Below are 20,662 nucleotides of genomic sequence, written 5' to 3' on the forward strand. Positions count from 1 at the left end.
GAACGAAAACCGAATAAAACAAACAACAATAACACTTATGAAAGCAACAACTGCTGATCAGAACACAAACGTATGGGAAGGTGGAGCAACTAGACCAATGGGTGCTAGCTATGGAAAAATGATGATGTGGTTCTTCATTTTATCTGATGCATTAACTTTTGCAGGATTTTTAGCTGCCTACGGATTTACTCGTTACAAATTTATTGACATCTGGCCTATTGCCGATGAGGTATTTACTCACTTTCCGTTTTTTCACGGTACTTATCCAATGTACTATGTAGCATTGATGACGTTTATTTTAATATTCTCATCTGTAACCATGGTATTAGCGGTAGATGCTGGTCACCAAATGAAAAAGAACAAAGTAATTACTTATATGTTTTTAACAATCATAGGTGGTTTGGTCTTTGTTGGTTCTCAAGCATGGGAATGGAAAAACTTTATCAAAGGTGAATATGGAGCTGTTCAATTAAAAGATGGTAAAATTATTCAGTTTGTAAACCACGATGGGAAACAAATTGCTTTAGAAGATTTTGCAACCCCTAGTAATCCAGTTATAGAGCACACTCGTGAAAACGGTTTGTGGTTTGAAAAAGGAGAAACGACTTATGAATACACAACTAGTGGAATTATAGAAGCTTTTAAACACAATCCTGAAGTAGGAATTCGTTTAGAAAAAATAAATCCTGAAACAAAACAGAAAGAAGTAATTCTTAATAAAGCAGAAGCTTTAAAGTTTTTAGAACAATCAACTAGAGTTGTTAGAGGAGCTAATTTAGAAGTTAACGAATATGGTTCTAGCCAATTTGCAGATTTCTTTTTCTTTATTACAGGATTTCACGGTTTTCACGTATGTTCTGGTATTGCCTTAAACATTATTATTTTTGTAAATGTTTTATTAGGTACATACGAAAGAAGAGGGCACTACGAAATGGTAGAAAAAGTTGGATTGTACTGGCACTTTGTAGATTTAGTGTGGGTATTTGTATTTACATTCTTCTACTTAGTTTAATTTTAAAAAAGGCGAAAGCATAATTATATTATGGGACAACACGAATCAAACACAAAGTTAATCTGGAAAGTATTCGGATTCTTATCATTAGTAACAATTGTAGAGGTAATTTTAGGTATTATCAAACCTCATAGTTTACACTACACAAACTTTTTAGGAACCTCTTTATTAAACTGGATCTTTATTATTTTAACAATTGTAAAAGCTGCAGGAATTATGTGGTATTTTATGCACATGAATCATGAGCGTAAAAACTTTGTAAACTCTATTATTATTCCTTTAATAATTTTAATTCCTTACTTAGTTACATTATTATTAATAGAAGGTAGTTATATACACGATACTATGGCACCTTTTGTGAACTGGAAATACTAATTCTTAAGAATTATTACAATATTAAAAGGTGGATTTATCCACCTTTTTTGCTATTCAAAAACCAAACATTATGAAGAAAAAAATTATTTTAGCGCTTCTTTTTATAGGGCCTTTAGCTTTCTTTATTTTTTTATCACTAGGAGAAGTTAACTTTATTCCTTGTAAAACTTTTAAAACAAATATTGTTGATATTACCGATATCAAAAAAGACAGTATTTCTTTTGATCAAAATATAAACGTGATTACTTTTTTAGGAAAACAACCTATCACTAAAGACATCGAAATTTTTAATATAAATGAAGTTGTTTTTAAAAAATTAGCAAAATACACTAAATTTCAACTCATCTCTTTTTACGTTGGAGATAACAATTCTGAAATTGAAATTATTAAAGAGAGATTGGCAAAAACCAATGATGATAAGTTTTATAAATGGAAGTTTATCTGCTTAGATTCTGTACAAACAACACGTATTTACAATTCTTTAAAAACAAATACAACCTTAGATTATAATTTAGCTGCCAACAAAGCGTTTATTGTAGATAAAAATAACAACCAAAGAGGAAGAACTGATGATGATAAAATTGGTGAAGATGTTTTTGCTTATGATTTGTCATCTGTAAATGATTTAAAAAATAAATTATTAACCGACACGCAAAATGTTTTTTACGAACAAGAAGTGTCTACTACATCCAGAAAAGAAAGATTAGGAAAAGATGAAAAATAAAAAATTCTCATATATAGGTATTGTCTTTATCATTTTCTTGTTCGGAATATTTGTGGTCAGAAATTTTAATCACCACTCATCTGCAAGAGAAACCAGATTAAATCACGTGCAAAAAGAATTGCCAAATTCTAGTGGTTTAGATTATTTTGTAATAAATAAAAAAGAACGCAAAGTACCCCAATTTAATTTTACAGATCAAAACAATCAAACGATTACTAACATAGATTATGAAGGTAAAGTTTTTGTGGTAGAATTCTTTTTTACCACCTGCCCATCTATCTGTCCTATTATGAACAGAAACATGTTAACTGTAGAAAAAGAGTTTGGAGATAGAGATGATTTTGGAATTGCTTCAATCACCATCAATCCTAGTGTGGACACTCCTATCAAACTAAAAGAATATGCTGAGAACTATGGTGTAACAAGTTTAAACTGGCATTTTTTAACAGGAGACAGAGACGTTATTTACGAAATGGCCAACAAAGGATTGAATATTTTTGCAGGTCTAAATCCAGAAGTAGAAGGTGGTTTTGAACATCAAGGTTTTTTTGCCCTAGTAGACAAAAACGGTTATTTAAGATCTAGAAAAGACAACCATGGAAATTCAAAGATTTTTTACCAAGGAATAGACAAACAAGAAGTAGCCTTATTAATAGAAGATATTCAATTATTATTAGACGAAGAACAAAATGGAAACAACTAAAAACTACAAAAAACTAATCACCGTTTTATCAATTGTAATTCCGGTAGCAGTAGCTATTTTATTTGGTGTAAAAATAGATATAGAATTACCCGTATTTTTACCTCCTATTTATGCAACTATTAACGGACTAACAGCTTTGTTATTAATAGCAGCAGTAGTATCTGTAAAAAAAGGAAATATTAAAAGACATGAGTTCTTTATAAAATCTGCCTTAGTATGCTCTGCATTATTTTTAATAATGTACGTATTGTATCACATGACTAGTAATTCTACTACTTTTGGTGGACAAGGAAGTATAAAATACATCTACTATTTTATTTTAATAACACATATTATATTATCTATTGCCGTAATTCCGTTAGTATTAACCACCTTTGTACGTGGATTAAATCGTGAAGACGAAAAACACAGAAAAATAGCAAAGTATACATTTCCACTATGGTTGTACGTAGCCGTAACAGGAGTTGTAGTATATCTTATGATTAACCCATATTATTAATATGAAGTATTTACAATACATATTTTTTACCTTTTTAATTAGCATAACCAATACTAGTTACAGCCAATGTGCCATGTGCAAAGCTGTAGTAGAAAACGGAGACTCTGGATTGGCTAAAGGACTAAATGATGGAATTGTAACTTTAATGATTATCCCATATATTTTAGTCGCTATTGTTGCTTTTGTATATTGGAAATATTATAAAAACAACAAATAACATGTCAGTAAGAGCCAAAAAACATTTAGGACAACACTTTTTAACCGATGAAAGTATTGCCCAACAAATTGCTGATATTTTATCAGAAAACGGATACAACAATGTTTTAGAAATTGGTCCTGGTATGGGGGTGATGACCAAATATTTGTTAGAAAAAAAATACACCACACATGTTATAGAAATAGATGATGAATCTGTAGAATATTTACAAGCACATTATCTACACTTAGGACCTAGAATTTATGGAAAAGATTTTTTAAAAGTAGACTTAAACGAACTATTTAAAAAAGAACAGTTTGCTATTATAGGAAACTTTCCTTATAACATATCTAGTCAAATTGTTTTTAAAACAATAGAAAACAGAGAACTAATTCCAGAATTTGGAGGTATGTTTCAGATGGAGGTTGCCAAAAGAATTTGTGCAGAACCAGGTAGCAAAACCTACGGAATAATATCTGTATTAACACAAGCATATTACGATACAGAATATTTATTTACCGTTCCTCCCACTGTTTTTAATCCGCCACCAAGAGTAGAATCTGGAGTAATGGTAATGAAACGTAAAAAAGAACTGTTTTTAAGTGTTCCCGATAGATTGTTTAAACACGTAGTTAAAACTGCTTTTGGTCAACGCAGAAAAATGATGAGAAGTAGTCTTAAAAGCTTAAACCTTTCTGACGAATTAAGAGCCAATGAGATTTTTAGCAAAAGACCCGAACAAATATCAGTACAGGGATTTATTGAATTAACAACTTTAATAGAACAAGATGGAATTTCAAATCAATAAAGACTTTATTAGTTTTTTATCTGAACTTGTTGAACAAAATAAAACAAAACAGATAGAAGAAATTTTTACAGAAGTTCACTATGCAGATTTAGCTGAACTTTTTGAAGAAGTAAATCCCGATTTAGCAGTAGCTATTATTAAAATTTTGGATACCGACAAAACATCGGATGCTATTGTTGAATTAGATGAAGACATACGTGAACATATTTTAAAAGGGCTTTCTTCCGAAGAAATTGCAAAAGAAGTTGATGAACTAGATACCGATGATGCTGCCGATGTACTTTCTGAACTTTCTGAAGAACAAAAAGAAGAAGTAATCTCTAAAATTGAAGATGTAGAACATGCCAAAGACATTGTAGATCTTTTACGTTATGATGATGATACTGCTGGAGGTTTAATGGGAAAAGAACTTGTTAAAGTTAATGAGTCTTGGAGCAATATGCGAAGCATTAAAGAAATGCGTTTGCAAGCCGAAGAAGTAGAAAAAGTTTACACTATATATGTAGTAGATGACAACGATGTGTTAAAAGGACGATTGTCTTTAAAAAGTTTATTAACCACCTCTACAAAAACATCTGTTAGTCAAGTATACTCTCCGTCTATTACCTCGGTTAAGGTTGATGACAAAGCCGAAGATGTTGCCAAAGTAATGCAAAAATACGATTTGGTAGTAGTTGCCGTAGTAGATGAAATGAATCGTTTGGTAGGTCAAATTACTATTGATGATATTGTTGATATTATTATAGACGAAGCCAAAGAAGACTACCAGATGGCTGCTGGTATTACTGATGATGTTGAAGCAAGTGACTCTATTTTAGAACTAACAAGAGCTAGATTACCTTGGCTAATTTTAGGATTGCTTGGTGGTTTAGGAGCTGCCGCAATTATGGGTAGTTTTGATGAAACTTTAAGTAAATTTCCTGTACTCTTTTTCTTTACTCCTTTAATTGCCGCTATGGGTGGTAACGTAGGAGTACAATCTTCTGCTATTATAGTTCAAGGTTTGGCCAACAATAATATTAAAGGAAGTTTGTGGAGTCGTTTATTTAAAGAGATAGGACTTAGTTTAATTAACGGTACCGTATTAGGGTTATTGGTTATTGGTTACGGTTTTATTCAAGACTTTGATGTATTAACAAGTATTACCATTGTACTCTCCTTAATAATAGTAATTATAATAGCCGCATTAATAGGAACATTTGTACCTATTGTACTACACAAAAGAGGTATTGACCCTGCTCTAGCCACAGGTCCTTTTATTACTACTAGTAATGATATTTTTGGAATCTTTATATATTTCAGTATTGCTAAGTTAATATTACCTATTTAAAATGATTTCTATTTTATATGCCTTAGCCGCAATGTTCCTTTTTGGAATTGCTGTGTTCTTTTACAAACAAGGAACTCCTTTTTTTTCTACAGGATTGGGGGCTGCTATTTTTATTATGAGTCACATGCTTGTATTAGGAGTATTATCATTAGTAGAAAAAACAAAATACGATGCTAAGCATTTTAAGTTTATTGCCATTGGTGGTGCTTTGGGCGGACTAGCACAAGTTTGTTGGTTTTTAGCTTTAAAACATGGAAAACTAAGCACTGTAGTTCCTATTAGAAATATGGCTTTATTAGTCACCATTATATTGGGAGTTGTATTTTTATCCGAACAGCTAACTCCTTTAAAAATTGCTGGAATTGTACTGGGCTTAATTGCCGTAGTATTGGTATCTATTTAAGAACTATAAAGAATACAAAATACTCCTATTAAAATTCCTAATAGCGGAATTAACTTCATACGTCTGTTTTGTTCTTTAAAAATAAGTCCTCCTATCAATACTGTAAATAGTATTTGACTTCTTTTTACAGCAGACATTATCATAATTAATGCTTCGGGATCTTGCAATCCTTTAAAGTAAAAATAATCTGCTAAAAAAATAAGCACCCCACTTGCTAAAATAGTCCAATGCAGTTTAAATTTTCCCATTTTATCTTTATTAGGCTTGTAAACAAACAATACTAATAGTAGCATAAAAAAAGTTACATAGAAGAAGAACCACCATTGTACGGTTAAAACTTCGTAATCTTTATATTGAAACAAGAACTTATCATACAGACCACTTACAGATCCAAAAAAAGTAGCTCCTACAATTGCTAAAATCCATTTGTTATTTTTAAACACAATTCCCTCTTTTTTTCCGATCCTAGAATAAAATATCATCGATATAATAATCAGAAAAAAACCAATCCATTGTAACAACTCTGGACTTTCATGATAAATTATAACAGCTCCTATAAAAGTAAAAAAGGGACCTGCTCCTCTAATAGGAGTTACTATGGTAATGGGCAAATGTTTTAAAGCATAAAAATTTAAAATCCAAGAGCAAGTCATCAAAACAGATTTTATTCCAATCAGAAAATGATCTTCTAAAGAAATACTTGGCATATAAAAACCAATGTTTTTCATTTGCTCCGCATAAAATATAGAGCCAATAAAGGCTGGTAAAAGCAATAGTAAACTTGTGGCATTAGAAACCAACAATACAGGAAAAACAGCATTACCTGTTACACTTCTTTTTCTTGCTAAGGCATTAAAACTTAAAAACAAAGCTGCTAATAACCCAAAATAAATCCACATAAGCTTGTATTTAGAGATTGCAAAAGTACAATCTAAAAAATGCTTAAATGCATTGTTTTAGTCTAAATTAAATCGATAACGTTTTTTTAAAATATAAACAAAAGGAAAAAGAACAATAATAAATATTGGATGAATAATAAATCGTCTTAAATAAAAAGGAAGTAAATAACCAATTTCAATTTTTGAAACAATTAAACTAAAAAACAAGATTGATAAAATCAGAAACGAAATCGCATAAAAACTCATAATTGTTTTTAAAAAAGCTCTACCCGGAAATGCAATTCTTAGGATTAGAAAAGAAATCCCACTGTTTAAAATAAATCGGAATAAATAAGAAAAAAACAATTTAACATATTCAACATCAGGCATTGGTTTTGATAAATGATCACTTTCAAAATAGCTTAAAAAAGGATCGTAAAATAAATCATACTCAAAAGCTCTTACCAGTACCAGGCAAAAAAACAATAACACTACCAATATAATTCTTATAACTTTAGCCATGTTTTGTGTTTTTTAAGTTAGAAAAATAGTTAACCCAAACAATCCAGAGGACAAAAATATACCCATAGATTATGGCAGGAAAAACCAAATCATGAAACAACCAAGTATATTCTGGGTAGTGATACATTCCGTAAGTTAACACAACAATTCTAAGAATATTTACATAATAAATAGACAATGCTCCTAGTACAGAAAACAAAATTGTTGCTTTCCAACTCCCTTGAAAGGCAATGATAAATGCTACAAATAAAATTATAATACTTACAGAATTACAACCTTCAATAATTCCAACTACATAATCTCCATCAATAAGCATATTTACACTCAGTTCATCAACATCTGGCACTAGAACAACTCCTTGATCAAAAATATTTAAAATATTTTTAGATTGTTCTGCTACATCAATAGTTAAAGGGTCACAAATAAAAACGGGTTCTTTAGTCTGTGTATTCATTAAAAATATTGAATACAACAAAAAAAAGAAAAAATACGTTCCTAAAAACCGAAACAAGAACCACCATATTTTTTTGTTTTTCATAGTAAATTGTGACTTTTAACATTTTAATAAAATTAAAAAAATAAAGTTATACTCTTTTTATAAAACTTTGAGAATAAAGAAGCTTTAAATTGTTTACGCTTTGGAGTAGTTTTAGTAATTTTGCCTTTTTAATCGAAATTCACAAAAATGAGCACTACGAAACAAGCTAAATCGGCTTTAATTTCAGTATTTCACAAGGATGGTCTAGAGCCAATTGTTAGAAAATTTAACGAGTTAGGGATTACTATTTACACTACTGGTGGAACTGAAAAATTCATTAGAGACTTAGGTATTGACTGTGTTGCAGTTGAAGACATTACATCTTATCCTTCTATTTTAGGAGGACGTGTTAAAACTTTACACCCAAAAGTATTTGGTGGAATTTTAAGCCGTAGAGATAACGAGAGTGATAAGGCTCAGTTAGCTGAATTTGAAATTCCAGAAATGGATATCGTAATTGTGGATTTATATCCGTTTGAAAAAACAGTTGCTTCTGGTGCTCCTGAACAAGATATTATTGAAAAAATTGACATAGGTGGTATTTCTTTAATTAGAGCTGCTGCTAAAAACTTTAAAGACGTAATCTGTGTTTCTTCTATGGAACAATACGATGAGTTTTTAAACATTATTTCTGCAGATAAAGGAAATACATCTATTGCAGATCGTAAACGTTTTTCTGCAAAAGCATTTGCTGTTTCTTCTCACTATGATTCTGCCATCTATAATTATATGAATGAAGAGGAAACCAACTTCCGTCAATCTTTTGACAAAGTAAGCCCTTTACGCTACGGAGAAAACCCTCATCAAAAAGGTGCTTTTTATGGTGATTTAGAGGCTATGTTTGAAAAACTACACGGTAAAGAATTATCTTTTAACAACTTGTTAGATGTAGATGCTGCTGTAAACTTAATCAACGAGTTTAAAGGTGAAGCTCCTACATTTGCTATTCTAAAACACAACAATGCTTGTGGTTTTGCACAAAGAGAAACTTTAGCTCAGGCTTATGTTGATGCTTTGGCTGGTGATCCTACTTCTGCTTTTGGAGGAGTATTAATTGCTAACAAAACTATTGATGCAGCTACAGCTACAGAAATTCACAAATTATTTTGCGAAGTTGTTATTGCTCCTGCTTACGATGCAGATGCTTTAGAAATTTTAAAAGGAAAGAAAAACAGAGTGATTTTAATCTTAAAAGATGTTGAATTACCTAAAGTATCTTACCGTACTGCTCTAAACGGAGTCTTATTTCAAGATGCAAACCTAATTACAGATACTAAAGAAGGGTTAAAAAACGTAACCGAAAAAATAGTTACCGAAGCTCAAATAGATGATTTATTGTTTGCTTCTAAAATTTGTAAGCACACAAAATCTAACACAATTATCCTAGTTAAAAACAAAACTTTATGCGCTGGTGGTACAGGTCAAACATCTCGTGTAGATGCTTTAGAGCAAGCCATTGCAAAAGCAAAACATTTTGAATTTGATTTAACTGGTGCTGTAATGGCAAGTGATGCTTTTTTCCCGTTCCCTGACTGTGTAGAAATTGCGCACAAAGCAGGAATTGAAGCTGTAATTCAACCAGGTGGATCTATTAAAGATCAGCTATCTATTGATTATTGTAACGAAAATGGAATTGGAATGGTAATGACAGGAACTCGTCATTTCAAACATTAATTTGATTACATTTATAGAACAACATAGGAATTAAAAAAACAAACAACACACATGGGATTTTTTGACTTTTGGACCGAAGACATTGCTATAGATTTAGGTACCGCAAACACACTTATCATTCACGAAGGTAAAGTTGTGATTGACTCACCATCTATTGTAGCAAGAGACAGGACCACTGGGAAAATTATCGCAACCGGTAGAGATGCAAGTTTAATGCAAGGAAAAACGCATGAAAACATCAAAACCATTCGTCCGTTAAAAGATGGTGTTATTGCAGATTTTCAGGCTTCTGAAGAAATGATTAAAGAGTTTGTTAAAAGTATTCCTTCTATCAAAAAGAAAGTTTTTGCTCCTTCTTTAAGAATGGTTATCTGTATTCCCTCTGGAATTACAGAAGTTGAAAAAAGAGCCGTTAGAGACTCTGCCGTTCATATGAATGCAAAAGAAATATACCTTATCTACGAACCAATGGCTGCGGCCATTGGTGTAGGTATTGATATTATGGAACCACGTGGTAACATGATTATTGATATAGGTGGTGGTACTACAGAAATTGCTGTAATTGCACTAGCAGGTATTGTATGTGATAAATCTGTAAAAGTTGCCGGTGATTTATTTACCAGTGATATTATGTATTATATGAGAACCCAACACAACTTACATGTTGGAGAATCTACTGCCGAAAAAATTAAAATTCAGATTGGTGCTGCTACCGAAGATTTAGAAACTCCTCCAGATGATATGCTGGTACAAGGACGTGATTTACTTAGCGGTAAACCAAAACAAGTACAGGTTTCTTATAGAGAAATTGCCAAAGCATTAGACAAATCTATTCTTAGAATTGAAGATGCTGTTATGGAATGTTTATCATCTACACCTCCAGAACTAGCTGCAGATATTTACAACACAGGAATATATTTAGCAGGTGGTGGTTCTATGTTAAGAGGCTTAGACAAACGTTTATCTAGAAAAACAGATTTACCTGTTTATATTGCTGAAGATCCATTAAGAGCCGTAGTAAGAGGAACAGGAATAGCCTTAAAAGAATTAGAAAAATACAAATCGGTACTATTAAGTTAAGCACATGCAGTTTATTTTATATTTAATTCAAAAACACAGAAACTTTCTCTTGTTTTTTGTTTTGGAATTGATTGCATTGTTTTTTACTATACAGTTTCACTCCTATCAAAAAAGTAAATTCATCAATTCTGCAAACGGAATTACTGGTGGATTGTACAACAGCGTTACCTCTTTTAGAAGTTATTTATATTTAAAAGATGAAAACACAATGCTGATTAAAGAAAATAGTGAGTTAAAAAATAAGCTACTCAAAAAAGCTGTTACTCCTACCTCTTTTAAAGATAGTATTGACTTAAGATTTCAACAAAAATTTGAATATGCTTCTGCTAAAATCATCAACAATGATTTTCATAAAAACAACAACTTCTTAACTATTAACAAAGGGAAAAAAGATAGTATTTCACCTTATATGGCTGTGGTTAATGCCAAAGGGATTATTGGAATAACATCTAACACATCTAACAATTACACCAGTGCTATTTCCGTTTTAAACACTCATTTTAAAGTAAATGCTCGTTTAAAAAAAGCAGCTTATTTTGGAACGTTAACATGGAACGGAAAATCATATGATCAAGTACAATTGATAGATATACCTAGACAAGCCTCTTTAAAAATAGGAGATACAATTGTAACAGGTGGTCGTTCTGCCATTTTTCCTGAAGGAATTTTAATAGGAAGTGTATCAGACATAGAGTATCAGAACAACAGATATGAAAAAATTAATGTAAGCTTGTTTAACGATGTAAGAAACGTGAGCAACGTATATATTATTAAAAACTTGCACAAACAAGAAATACAAAAATTAGAAAACAGTAATAATGACTAGTGCTAACATTAAAATACTAATTCGTTTTCTGTTATTAATACCATTACAAGTGTTAATCGCAAATCATATGCGTTTATTTGGATATATAAATCCACAAATAAGTTTGCTTTTTTTGTTGTGGTATCCACTTAAAAAAGATGTTTCTGGTTTTTTAGTAAATAGTTTTTTATTTGGTCTTATGATTGATCTATTTAGTAATTCTGGAGGTGTAAATGCTGCTGCTTGCCTATTACTGGCTTATACTCGCTTGCCTATTATCAAATTTATTTTTAATGATAAAGAAATCAACCTAAAGTTATTTAAATACAGTAATTACAGTACCATGCCTAAAATTGCTCTAATTTTTAGCTTGGCATTTATACATCAATTCACAGTTTATTCTTTAGAATATTTTAATGTTTCTTACATACTAACCATTCTACAGAAAACGTTTACCAATAGTTTATTTACTACATTTGTGGTCATTATTTTCTTATCCATTTTTACATCAACCAAAAAACAATGAAAAAAAGAAGTCTGTTATTTCCCATCTTAATTATTGCAACGGGAATTATCTTTGTTACAAGACTTTTTTTTCTTCAAATAATAGAACACGACAGCAGTGATATTTCATTAAACAGTTCTACCATTAAAAGAATTTACACCTATCCGGAAAGAGGATTTGTATTTGACAGAAATGGTAAATTAATGGTTGCCAACGAACAGACTTATGATGTTAAAGTAATACCAAATGAAGTTAAACCCTTTGATACTTTAGAATTTTGTAAACTATTAAAAATAGACAAAGACTATCTTGTTCACAAATTGGCAAGAGCAAAAAACTATTCTCGATGGTTGCCTTCTGTATTTTTAAGTCAGCTATCTAAAGAAGACTATGCATATCTTCAAGAAAAAATATACAAGTATAAAGGTTTTAGCATTCAACGTAAATCGTTACGCAATTACCCTCATAAATCCTCCTCTAATATTTTAGGTTATATCAATGAAGTAAACGAATATTTAGCTCAAAAAAACCCCTATTACGAACAAGGTGAATTGGTAGGAACACAAGGTATAGAAAAAGAATATGAGCATTTATTAAGAGGAACTAAAGGGGTAGAATACAAATTAAGAAACCGATTAAACAAAGTTATTGGTCCATATAAAGAAGGAATTTTTGATACCATATCTAAACCTGGTGAAGATTTAACCTTAACCATAGATTTAGCACTACAAGAGTACGGAGAACTTTTAATGCAAAACAAACGTGGTGGAATTGTAGCTATTGAACCTAATTCTGGTGAAATTTTAGCTTTGGTAACGGCTCCTAACTACGATCCAAACTTAATGGTAGGTAGAAAAAAATCTAAAAACTCTGTTATTCTTTTTAACGATAGTATTAATAAACCCATGATAGATCGTGGATTGCAAGCGGCATATGCCCCAGGATCACCTTTTAAATTAATTCAAGGATTGATTGGTTTACAAGAAAATGTAATTACTCCTAGTTCATCGTTTTACTGTCATCACGGATATAAATATGCTAGTGGAAAAAACAACTTTATGGGCTGTCATTGCAATATTGTGGGTAGACCTATAGATTTACGTTTGGGAATTGCAAAATCTTGCAATACTTATTTTGCCAATGTATATAAAAGACTAATAGAAAAATATCCAACTCCACAGCAAAGTGTTACCAAATGGGCAGAGCATTTACATAGTTTTGGATTGGGAAATTATTTAGGATATGACTTACCATCAGGTAGAAAAGGTAACATTCCTACTGCCGATTATTACGATAAAATATATCCTAGAAAAACATGGAAATTCCCTACTATTATTTCTAATGCTATTGGGCAAGGAGAAATTGTAACCACTCCTATTCAGTTGGCAAACATGATTGCTGCTATTGCAAATAGAGGTCATTTTTACACTCCACATATTCTAAAAAAAATAAACAACCAGAATATTGAAATAGAAAAATTTACCACCAAAAGACACACCACCATAGATAAAGAAAATTTTACGCCTGTTATTGATGGAATGCATGATGTATACACAAACGGAACTGCTAGACACGTACAAGTTAAAGGAATTGATATTTGTGGTAAAACAGGAACGGTTCAAAACTACATTCGTAAAAATGGTATAAAATATGAATTGGCTGACCATTCTATTTTTGTAGCTTTTGCTCCAAAAGAAAACCCAAAAATAGCCCTAGCTATATTTGTAGAAAATGGAGGTTATGGTTCTATGATTGCGGCTCCTATTGCCAGTTTAATGATAGAAAAATACTTATTAGGAACCGACAAATTAAAATGGTGGGAAGATAGAATCATTAACACCTCTTTAGAAAAAGAATACAACAAACAAACATCCATAGAATCACTTGAGGTCGCAAAGAAATAACATAAAATTAGAAATAGACTGGCTATTAATTCTACTCTACCTAATATTAGTTGGTTTTGGTTGGATGAACATATATTCTGCATCCAGTTCTGAAACACACAACGAGATATTTGATTTTGGTGCTCGTTATGGGAAACAAATTATATGGATAGGATTGGGTGTTTTAATCTCTATATTCTTATTATTTATAGAAAGTTCTTTTTACGAAAAATTTGCAGCCTATATTTATTTAGCCTGTATGCTTTTATTAGCAGGCTTGTTTATTGTAGGTAAAAATATTAACGGTGCTACCTCTTGGTATGCCATTGGTAGTTTTAGTATTCAACCCACCGAATTTGCTAAAACAGGAACCGTATTGGCTTTGGCTAGATTGTTAAATGATAGACAATTTAGTTTTAAACCTTTAAAAAACAGACTTAAAACTTTTGTAATCATTACCATTCCTGCCATTTTAATTACACTACAACCAGATCCGGGTTCGGCATTGGTTTACTTGTCTTTTATCTTGTTATTTTATAGAGAAGGATTGCATCCTAATATATTAATTGTTGGAATTTCTGCCGTTGTATTATTCTTAGCTACTTTAGTATTTGGTTATTTGTATGTTATTGCTAGTGTCATTCTTGTATCTATTGTTGTTTTGTGGTTTATATCTAAGGGACGTAAAAAATTAATTCGTTTTGAATGGCCTAAAATACTTGGGATAATATCAATAATATTAGGATATGTTTACAGCGTATACTACCTTTTTAATTACGTATTTAAACAAAGACACAGAGACCGATTTAATATTTTATTAGGTCTAAGTGATGATACGAGCGATATTGGATACAACACCTATCAATCTATAAAAACCATTTCATCTGGTGGTTTTTGGGGTAAAGGTTTTTTACAAGGAGACAGAACACAAGGTAAATTTGTTCCAGAGCAAGACACCGATTATATTTTTAGTACCATTGGAGAAGAATGGGGCTTTTGGGGGTCTATGTTAGTTGTCTTATTTTTTATGATTTTTATTCTTAGAATTGTCTTTTTAGCCGAAAAACAAAAATCTACATTTGGTAGAGTTTATGGATATGGTGTTGCCTGTATTTTCTTTTTTCATGTGTTAATTAACATTGCTATGGTTATTGGATTATTCCCAACCATTGGTATTCCATTACCCTTTTTTAGTTATGGCGGTTCATCACTTTGGGGATTTACCATGTTGCTTTTTATATTTATAAAATTAGATGCTTCTAAAAATTACGAACTCTAATTAGAGTGATTATTTACTAAGATATCCGTATTTTTGTTTCGTTATTAAATTCAAAAAACAAACGGATGACATTAGCCAAGTTGGTTTCAGAAATTAAAAGAAAAAAATCTTTTTTATGTGTAGGTTTAGATGTTGATTTAAATAAAATACCTACTCACTTATTAGAGACCGAGGATCCTATTTTTGAATTTAATAAACAAATTATAGATGCCACACATCACGTAGCAGTATCTTACAAACCCAACACAGCTTTTTACGAAGCTTATGGTATTAAAGGATGGCAATCTTTAGATAAAACCATAAAATACATCAATACAAATTACCCGGAAATTTTTACTATTGCCGATGCCAAACGTGGAGACATAGGAAACACCTCTACCATGTATGCCAAAGCTTTTTTTGAAGATTTAAATTTTGACTCTGTAACCGTTGCTCCTTACATGGGTAGCGACTCTGTAGAGCCTTTTTTAGCTTTTAAGGATAAGTTTACCATTATGCTGGCTTTAACGTCTAACAAAGGAGGATTAGACTTTCAGGGGAAAGAATTAGTTGATGGACAACCATTGTACAAAGAAGTTTTAAAAACAGCTTTAACTTGGAAAAATTCAGAAAACTTACTATTTGTAGTAGGTGCTACCAAAGCTGAATATTTTAAAGGAATTAGAGAAATTGCTCCTAACAGCTTTTTATTAGTACCTGGTGTGGGTGCACAAGGTGGAAGCCTAGAAGGAGTTTGTGAATATGGAATTAACAAAGAAAATATTGGTTTGTTAATCAACTCATCACGAGGAATTATTTATGCTAGTAACAGAACCGATTTTGCAGAAGCTGCCAAATTAGAAGCAGAAAAATTACAAAATCAAATGGCAACTATTTTAGCTAAAAACAACATTTCATAATGACTTTTACAGATGATTTAGGATACACGCTTAACTTTGATAAAAAACCAAAAAGAATTATTTCTTTGGTTCCTTCTATCACAGAAACTTTGTACGATTTAAATGTAGAGGAATTTATTGTAGGAGTGACTAAGTTTTGTGTGCATCCTGTGCATTTTAAACACACCAAAGCTATTGTTGGCGGAACCAAAACTATCAAACTAGAAAAAATAAAAGAACTACAACCAGATATTGTTTTTTGCAACAAAGAAGAAAACACTCCAGAAATTGTAGCTCAACTTCAAGAATTCACACAAGTATATGTAACTAAAATTAGCACCATAGAAGATTCTAAACGTATGATTGCTAATTTTGGAGTTCTTTTAAACAGAAGAACTGAAGCCGACTTATTAAATAGAAAAATTGATTTAAAGCTAGAAGCTTTTAAAACTTTTATAGCTGACTTTGAAATAAAAAAAGTGGCTTATTTTATTTGGTACAACCCTTGGATGGTAGCAGCCAACAGCACATATATAAACACATTATTAAGCCTTAATAAGTTTGATAATATTTATAGTAATTTAGAACAGTACCCAGAAATAAATCCGAAAAGGATTAGACACGATGGAGACCCCGAAGTATTATTCTTCTCTTCAGAACCTTTTCCTTTTAAAGACAAGCACGCTTTTGAGATTAGTGAATACACCAATAGGTCTAGTGCCGTATTTGTAGATGGAGAAATGTTTAGTTGGTTTGGATCTAGACTTATAAAAGCTTTTGATTATTTTAAAACAGTAAGAAACAGAATAGACCAAGGTTCCTCTTTTTAAGATAAAATATAAAACCCCAAACACTTCTTTAAGATTTGTTTGGGGTTTCTTTTTTTGCTAAGAATTTACATCACTATAATTCTATTTTTGAAAGTCACTTTTTTGTAAATTATTATCAAATTTTATATTTGTCCAATTTACCAATATCCAAGGATCATTCGTTTCCACAGCATCCCAATTAGAGTTTTTGTATTTACGTTTTGTAGGGATTAACAGATCCTCTACCTGTTCATATTCTAACTTCATTAAAAAAGGTTCTGTTTTTCCAAAATCTACAACTGTAAAAAGAAATTGATCTATCAATTTGGTTTCTTTATTTATATAAACCTGGTAAATATCTCTTGGTTTATTATCTGTAGACTCAAACGTAATTTTAACAATATCATATTGCTTTCCATTAACAGTTTCTTCTTTTAGATACTCATATTGCAACCCTGGATCTAATAATTTTTGCATCATACTAAACCAATAAAAATTAGTAGGTCTATTAAAAGCAACTCTTTTTAAAGCTGCAGGATCATTTATATTATTTCCTTTGTTTTTTAACCACAGCTCACTACCATCATAACCTTGCTCTATTAATCCTTCTAGATTTTCTAAAGTTCTTTCATGTATTTTGTAAGCTCCGTAAGACAGTTCTCCATCAAACTTATATTTTTCTGTAGATACATCTTTCTTTCCATCTGGAGTTTGATATGTATAAGTATAAACCACATCTTTTTTTGATGCTAGTTTGCTATAATCTCCAACTTTTTGAGTCATTTGATACACTAGCTCATGCCCTTTATTTTTAAATTGTTGATGAGTTTCTACCTTAACAGAAATTTCTGTTTTGTTTTCTTGGTTCTTATTTTTACAAGAAAAAAAAGTAAGAATGGATACTAAACTAAGTACGATGTTAATCTTCATTGATTTGTTTTTATAATTAAAAATTTATTAAAATGTAATAGTTAACAAGACGGGTTATTATTAGCCAATTTTAATCTATCCTAACCTATTTACGAATAGATTTATAATCAAATTTAATCGTTACTATTATAATTTTGGCCTTAGTCGTCTAAATATTGTTTTTAATACATCGTTTTTAAAAAACAATATTTTGTTATAATTATTCTGTTATCTACAAAGTACTTTATATGGTCCATCATCTAAATAAACATGAATAAAAACAACAGAACCCTTTTTTATATTTTTTAAAGAGCTATTTTTTTAAAATTTTAGAAAAAAACTCTTGTTCCTTTGTTTTAATATTTAATAAATACAAACCTTTAGATAAATCTGCCACCTCTAACTCTATTTTTTGATTTGTTGGTTTTTCTTGTTTAGACAATACTACATTTCCGTACATATTTACCAGCTCTATTTTAACTGCTTGATCTATAGAAACATGCTCTGAAAGATTTATTTCTATTGAGTTATTTATCAAACTGGAAGACAAATATATTCTTGATGTTCTAAAAATGTCTTTAGTAATTATTCCCTGACAATCATTCTCTGTTTTTACAACCAAATGATTTTTTTCTGATGTTAAATCTAAATTTATTTGTTCTTCTGTGGTAACAAACTCTTGATTGTTTAATTGAATGTAATATAAATTTGCTCCAAATAAGTTTAAATGTAACTTTTGGAGCCGATCATCAATTTTAGACTCTACAGCTAATTCTTGAGCTTCCGTAATTGTTACTTGATATTTTTCTATAATACCTTCGTTACTTTTAGATGTTATTTGTACATCATAACTACTAGGGGCTAAATTAGTAAGTGTATAATTTTCTTTAAAATTAAAATTGTGATTAAATGTGTTGCTTTTTACCCAAACATTATAATCATCTAAAATAGATGCTTTAATAGTAATACTTCCATTGTTTGCATTAGGACAAGGGCTACTAACGGTCTTTATACTTATTAAATTAATTGGATTTTTATATTTTTCTACATTTAAAATTAAGGAACTAATTCTACCATCTGCATCTGGAAAAGTAATTGAAACACGATTATTATCTGACAACAAAGAACTAGGAACTGGAATTTCTATCATTCCAAAAAAATCATCTCTATTGGCCTGATCGTATCCTTTCCAGTTTGTAGGAACCTCTATATCTACTCCGTTTACCTTTACAATAGGCTGTTTGCTTTTATTGTGTTTTCTAGAAATACTCATTCGCAATGTTACATAGCCATCACCTGCATCTACATTGTTAAAATTATAATTAATAGCTGTGTTAGCTTTAATAGATTGCAAATATTGTGTAGAATAATAAGAAGCTGTTCTAATAGTATTTACATAAGTTATAGGTTTTTCAAAAGTATACACCAACACAACGGTTTCATCTTTTAACAAAGTCATTTCGGTAGGAGAGCTGTCTAATATCTTGTCTGTATATTCTGCCAATTGATTGCTGTATACTTTTAAACTTCTTTTAGATACATTTTTAATCGTTTGTCCCTTAAAGGATTTAGGCAAGGTTAAGGTCTGATCTTGCTCATCTAAATTATTTAAAGCTACGTACATTGTGTTTCCATCAACAAAAGCCTGAGTTTGTATGTCTACATTGTTGCTTTTAATTAACACCCTATCTCCTTGTACATTCTTCCATAAATCGTAAAAATGAATTCTAGGCGAATATTCCCAATCTTTAACTGTTGGCTCACCAATATTTGTTGGAATGAATAATACAGCTTGATAAGGTTGATAATCATTCGCTTCATTAATATGCCAAGTGGCTTTTCCTGTAATAAAAGGGATAGAATTAACCAATCTATCTTGACGGTCTAATAAATTAAATAAAATATTATTGATAGATCTTAAGGTTTGTGCACTGGCAATTTTGCTATAATCATCTCCATAGCCTTTTTCTATAGCTCCGTATTCTGTAATTGCATGTGGTTTTATTTTGTTCCATTTGATGTAACTGTAATTTTCAATCAAATCTAAAATAGCCTCGGAGTTACTTCCAGATCTTTTATTATCTTGACCTGTTACATTAATTCCATCATACAAATGCGTAGAAAAAGCGTACATATTTTCTCCTGCAACATCCATAAACATTTTCATTCGGTCATTCCAATGCTGAAAATCATCTATCTCTACAGATGGCCAAGCACTAGAATACCCAATAACTTTCATGTTTTGTAATGCTGGTGTGCTGTGAATTCTTTTTCCGACTTCGTTATACAACTCTGCCATTTGTAGCATTATGCTATTATTTTTTTCCGTATTCCATCCTTCATAAAATTCATTAGCATGTACAAAAGGTTCATTCATAACCTCTACAAATTCCTCTGCACTGCCATTGGTCACAAAATCTTTATAATACTCTGCTGCCCAATCTCCAGCTTTAACAACGTCTATTCCATCTACAAAAACATCTTTAGGATGATGTGTTCCTACCACTCCTTTTTTTACAGTTCTAACAACATCATTTCCATTTTTATATACAGGATATTCTCCTACCTTTCCTGTTAATTGTTTGGCTCTTGCAAATGCTCCCCAAAACTGTCTTCCACCTGTAACTCCATAATCGTTTCTAAATTTGGTTTCTTCTGCTCCCGAACCGGTGTCATGTATACTAAAATATTTAGTTCTATCTAAAGTAGAAACCTCTCCTAAAAAACGTTGGCAAGTAGGATCTAAAGTGATTTGTGTTTGAGAAAATGCGAATTGGCTGACAATTGCCAATGAGCAAAATAGTTTGGTTTTTAATGTTTTTGTAATCATTTTTTTGGTTTATGATGATACT

Annotated in this window: 22 protein-coding genes; 17 read left to right on the forward strand and 5 right to left on the reverse strand. The window is 30.9% G+C overall.

What is annotated here, in order from left to right; genetic code table 11:
- Positions 1-37: 37 nt before the first annotated feature.
- From FHR24_RS11485 to FHR24_RS11525, 9 genes are all read left to right on the forward strand, one after another.
- Positions 38-1,012: a cytochrome c oxidase subunit 3 gene (locus tag FHR24_RS11485; protein ID WP_167188716.1), complete on the forward strand. Its 975-nt coding sequence runs from the start codon at positions 38-40 to the stop codon at positions 1,010-1,012.
- 30 nt (positions 1,013-1,042) lie between these two features.
- Positions 1,043-1,387 (forward strand): cytochrome C oxidase subunit IV family protein, encoded by a 345-nt coding sequence (locus tag FHR24_RS11490; protein ID WP_167188719.1) that lies wholly within the window; start codon positions 1,043-1,045, stop codon positions 1,385-1,387.
- 70 nt (positions 1,388-1,457) lie between these two features.
- Complete coding sequence (locus tag FHR24_RS11495; protein ID WP_167188723.1) at positions 1,458-2,111, forward strand: hypothetical protein; 654 nt, start codon at positions 1,458-1,460, stop codon at positions 2,109-2,111.
- Positions 2,101-2,814, forward strand: coding sequence for an SCO family protein (locus FHR24_RS11500; RefSeq protein ID WP_167188726.1), 714 nt, complete (start codon positions 2,101-2,103; stop codon positions 2,812-2,814). The genes FHR24_RS11495 and FHR24_RS11500 overlap by 11 nt, the downstream gene beginning before the upstream one ends.
- The gene (locus FHR24_RS11505; protein WP_167188729.1) at positions 2,801-3,313 is read left to right on the forward strand and encodes a DUF420 domain-containing protein; all 513 of its coding nucleotides are present in this window, start codon (positions 2,801-2,803) and stop codon (positions 3,311-3,313) included. Before FHR24_RS11500 ends, FHR24_RS11505 begins: the two co-directional genes overlap by 14 nt.
- Before the next feature lies 1 nt (position 3,314).
- A complete protein-coding gene (locus FHR24_RS11510; protein ID WP_167188732.1) occupies positions 3,315-3,530 on the forward strand; it encodes a hypothetical protein in 216 nt (71 codons plus the stop codon).
- Between the two features lies 1 nt (position 3,531).
- On the forward strand, positions 3,532-4,317 hold the full coding sequence (gene rsmA, locus FHR24_RS11515; RefSeq protein WP_167188735.1) for a 16S rRNA (adenine(1518)-N(6)/adenine(1519)-N(6))-dimethyltransferase RsmA: 786 nt from the start codon (positions 3,532-3,534) through the stop codon (positions 4,315-4,317).
- Positions 4,298-5,647: a magnesium transporter gene (gene mgtE / locus FHR24_RS11520; protein WP_167188738.1), complete on the forward strand. Its 1,350-nt coding sequence runs from the start codon at positions 4,298-4,300 to the stop codon at positions 5,645-5,647. The genes rsmA and mgtE overlap by 20 nt, the downstream gene beginning before the upstream one ends.
- 1 nt (position 5,648) lies before the next feature.
- Positions 5,649-6,050 (forward strand): EamA family transporter, encoded by a 402-nt coding sequence (locus FHR24_RS11525; RefSeq protein WP_167188741.1) that lies wholly within the window; start codon positions 5,649-5,651, stop codon positions 6,048-6,050.
- Here the strand turns inward: FHR24_RS11525 and FHR24_RS11530 are convergent.
- From FHR24_RS11530 to xrtF, 3 genes are read right to left on the reverse strand one after another with little or no spacing between them, the layout of a single operon-like run.
- Entirely contained in the window at positions 6,047-6,949 is a 903-nt protein-coding gene (locus FHR24_RS11530; protein ID WP_167188744.1) for a DMT family transporter, read from the reverse strand. The genes FHR24_RS11525 and FHR24_RS11530 overlap by 4 nt on opposite strands.
- Positions 6,950-7,006: 57 nt before the next feature.
- On the reverse strand, positions 7,007-7,450 hold the full coding sequence (locus FHR24_RS11535) for an exosortase F system-associated membrane protein (protein ID WP_167188747.1): 444 nt from the start codon (positions 7,448-7,450) through the stop codon (positions 7,007-7,009).
- Positions 7,443-7,988, reverse strand: coding sequence for an exosortase family protein XrtF (gene xrtF / locus FHR24_RS11540; RefSeq protein WP_167188750.1), 546 nt, complete (start codon positions 7,986-7,988; stop codon positions 7,443-7,445). Before xrtF ends, FHR24_RS11535 begins: the two co-directional genes overlap by 8 nt.
- Positions 7,989-8,135: 147 nt before the next feature.
- Between xrtF and purH the strand changes: the two genes are divergently transcribed.
- The 8 genes from purH to FHR24_RS11580 all read left to right on the forward strand — a co-directional run bounded on the left by purH (position 8,136) and on the right by FHR24_RS11580 (position 16,922).
- On the forward strand, positions 8,136-9,662 hold the full coding sequence (gene purH, locus FHR24_RS11545; RefSeq protein WP_167188753.1) for a bifunctional phosphoribosylaminoimidazolecarboxamide formyltransferase/IMP cyclohydrolase: 1,527 nt from the start codon (positions 8,136-8,138) through the stop codon (positions 9,660-9,662).
- Between the two features lie 51 nt (positions 9,663-9,713).
- Entirely contained in the window at positions 9,714-10,742 is a 1,029-nt protein-coding gene (locus FHR24_RS11550; RefSeq protein WP_167188757.1) for a rod shape-determining protein, read from the forward strand.
- Between the two features lie 4 nt (positions 10,743-10,746).
- A complete protein-coding gene (gene mreC, locus FHR24_RS11555; RefSeq protein ID WP_167188760.1) occupies positions 10,747-11,568 on the forward strand; it encodes a rod shape-determining protein MreC in 822 nt (273 codons plus the stop codon).
- Positions 11,561-12,073, forward strand: a complete 513-nt coding sequence (locus FHR24_RS11560) for a rod shape-determining protein MreD (protein ID WP_167188763.1) — start codon at positions 11,561-11,563, stop codon at positions 12,071-12,073. The genes mreC and FHR24_RS11560 overlap by 8 nt, the downstream gene beginning before the upstream one ends.
- Positions 12,070-13,956, forward strand: a complete 1,887-nt coding sequence (gene mrdA, locus FHR24_RS11565; RefSeq protein ID WP_167188766.1) for a penicillin-binding protein 2 — start codon at positions 12,070-12,072, stop codon at positions 13,954-13,956. The genes FHR24_RS11560 and mrdA overlap by 4 nt, the downstream gene beginning before the upstream one ends.
- Positions 13,937-15,214, forward strand: a complete 1,278-nt coding sequence (gene rodA / locus FHR24_RS11570) for a rod shape-determining protein RodA (RefSeq protein WP_167188769.1) — start codon at positions 13,937-13,939, stop codon at positions 15,212-15,214. The genes mrdA and rodA overlap by 20 nt, the downstream gene beginning before the upstream one ends.
- A gap of 65 nt (positions 15,215-15,279) precedes the next feature.
- On the forward strand, positions 15,280-16,113 hold the full coding sequence (gene pyrF, locus FHR24_RS11575) for an orotidine-5'-phosphate decarboxylase (protein WP_167188772.1): 834 nt from the start codon (positions 15,280-15,282) through the stop codon (positions 16,111-16,113).
- Complete coding sequence (locus tag FHR24_RS11580) at positions 16,113-16,922, forward strand: ABC transporter substrate-binding protein (RefSeq protein ID WP_167188775.1); 810 nt, start codon at positions 16,113-16,115, stop codon at positions 16,920-16,922. Before pyrF ends, FHR24_RS11580 begins: the two co-directional genes overlap by 1 nt.
- 81 nt (positions 16,923-17,003) lie before the next feature.
- Here the strand turns inward: FHR24_RS11580 and FHR24_RS11585 are convergent, their stop codons facing one another.
- Together FHR24_RS11585 and FHR24_RS11590 are read right to left on the reverse strand one after the other, a co-directional pair.
- Entirely contained in the window at positions 17,004-17,831 is an 828-nt protein-coding gene (locus FHR24_RS11585; RefSeq protein WP_167188778.1) for a DUF6503 family protein, read from the reverse strand.
- Positions 17,832-18,123: 292 nt separating this feature from the next.
- Entirely contained in the window at positions 18,124-20,640 is a 2,517-nt protein-coding gene (locus FHR24_RS11590) for a T9SS type A sorting domain-containing protein (protein WP_167188780.1), read from the reverse strand.
- Positions 20,641-20,662: the final 22 nt, after the last annotated feature.

It is taken from the genome of Wenyingzhuangia heitensis (assembly GCF_011762155.1).
Lineage (GTDB): Bacteria > Bacteroidota > Bacteroidia > Flavobacteriales > Flavobacteriaceae > Wenyingzhuangia > Wenyingzhuangia heitensis.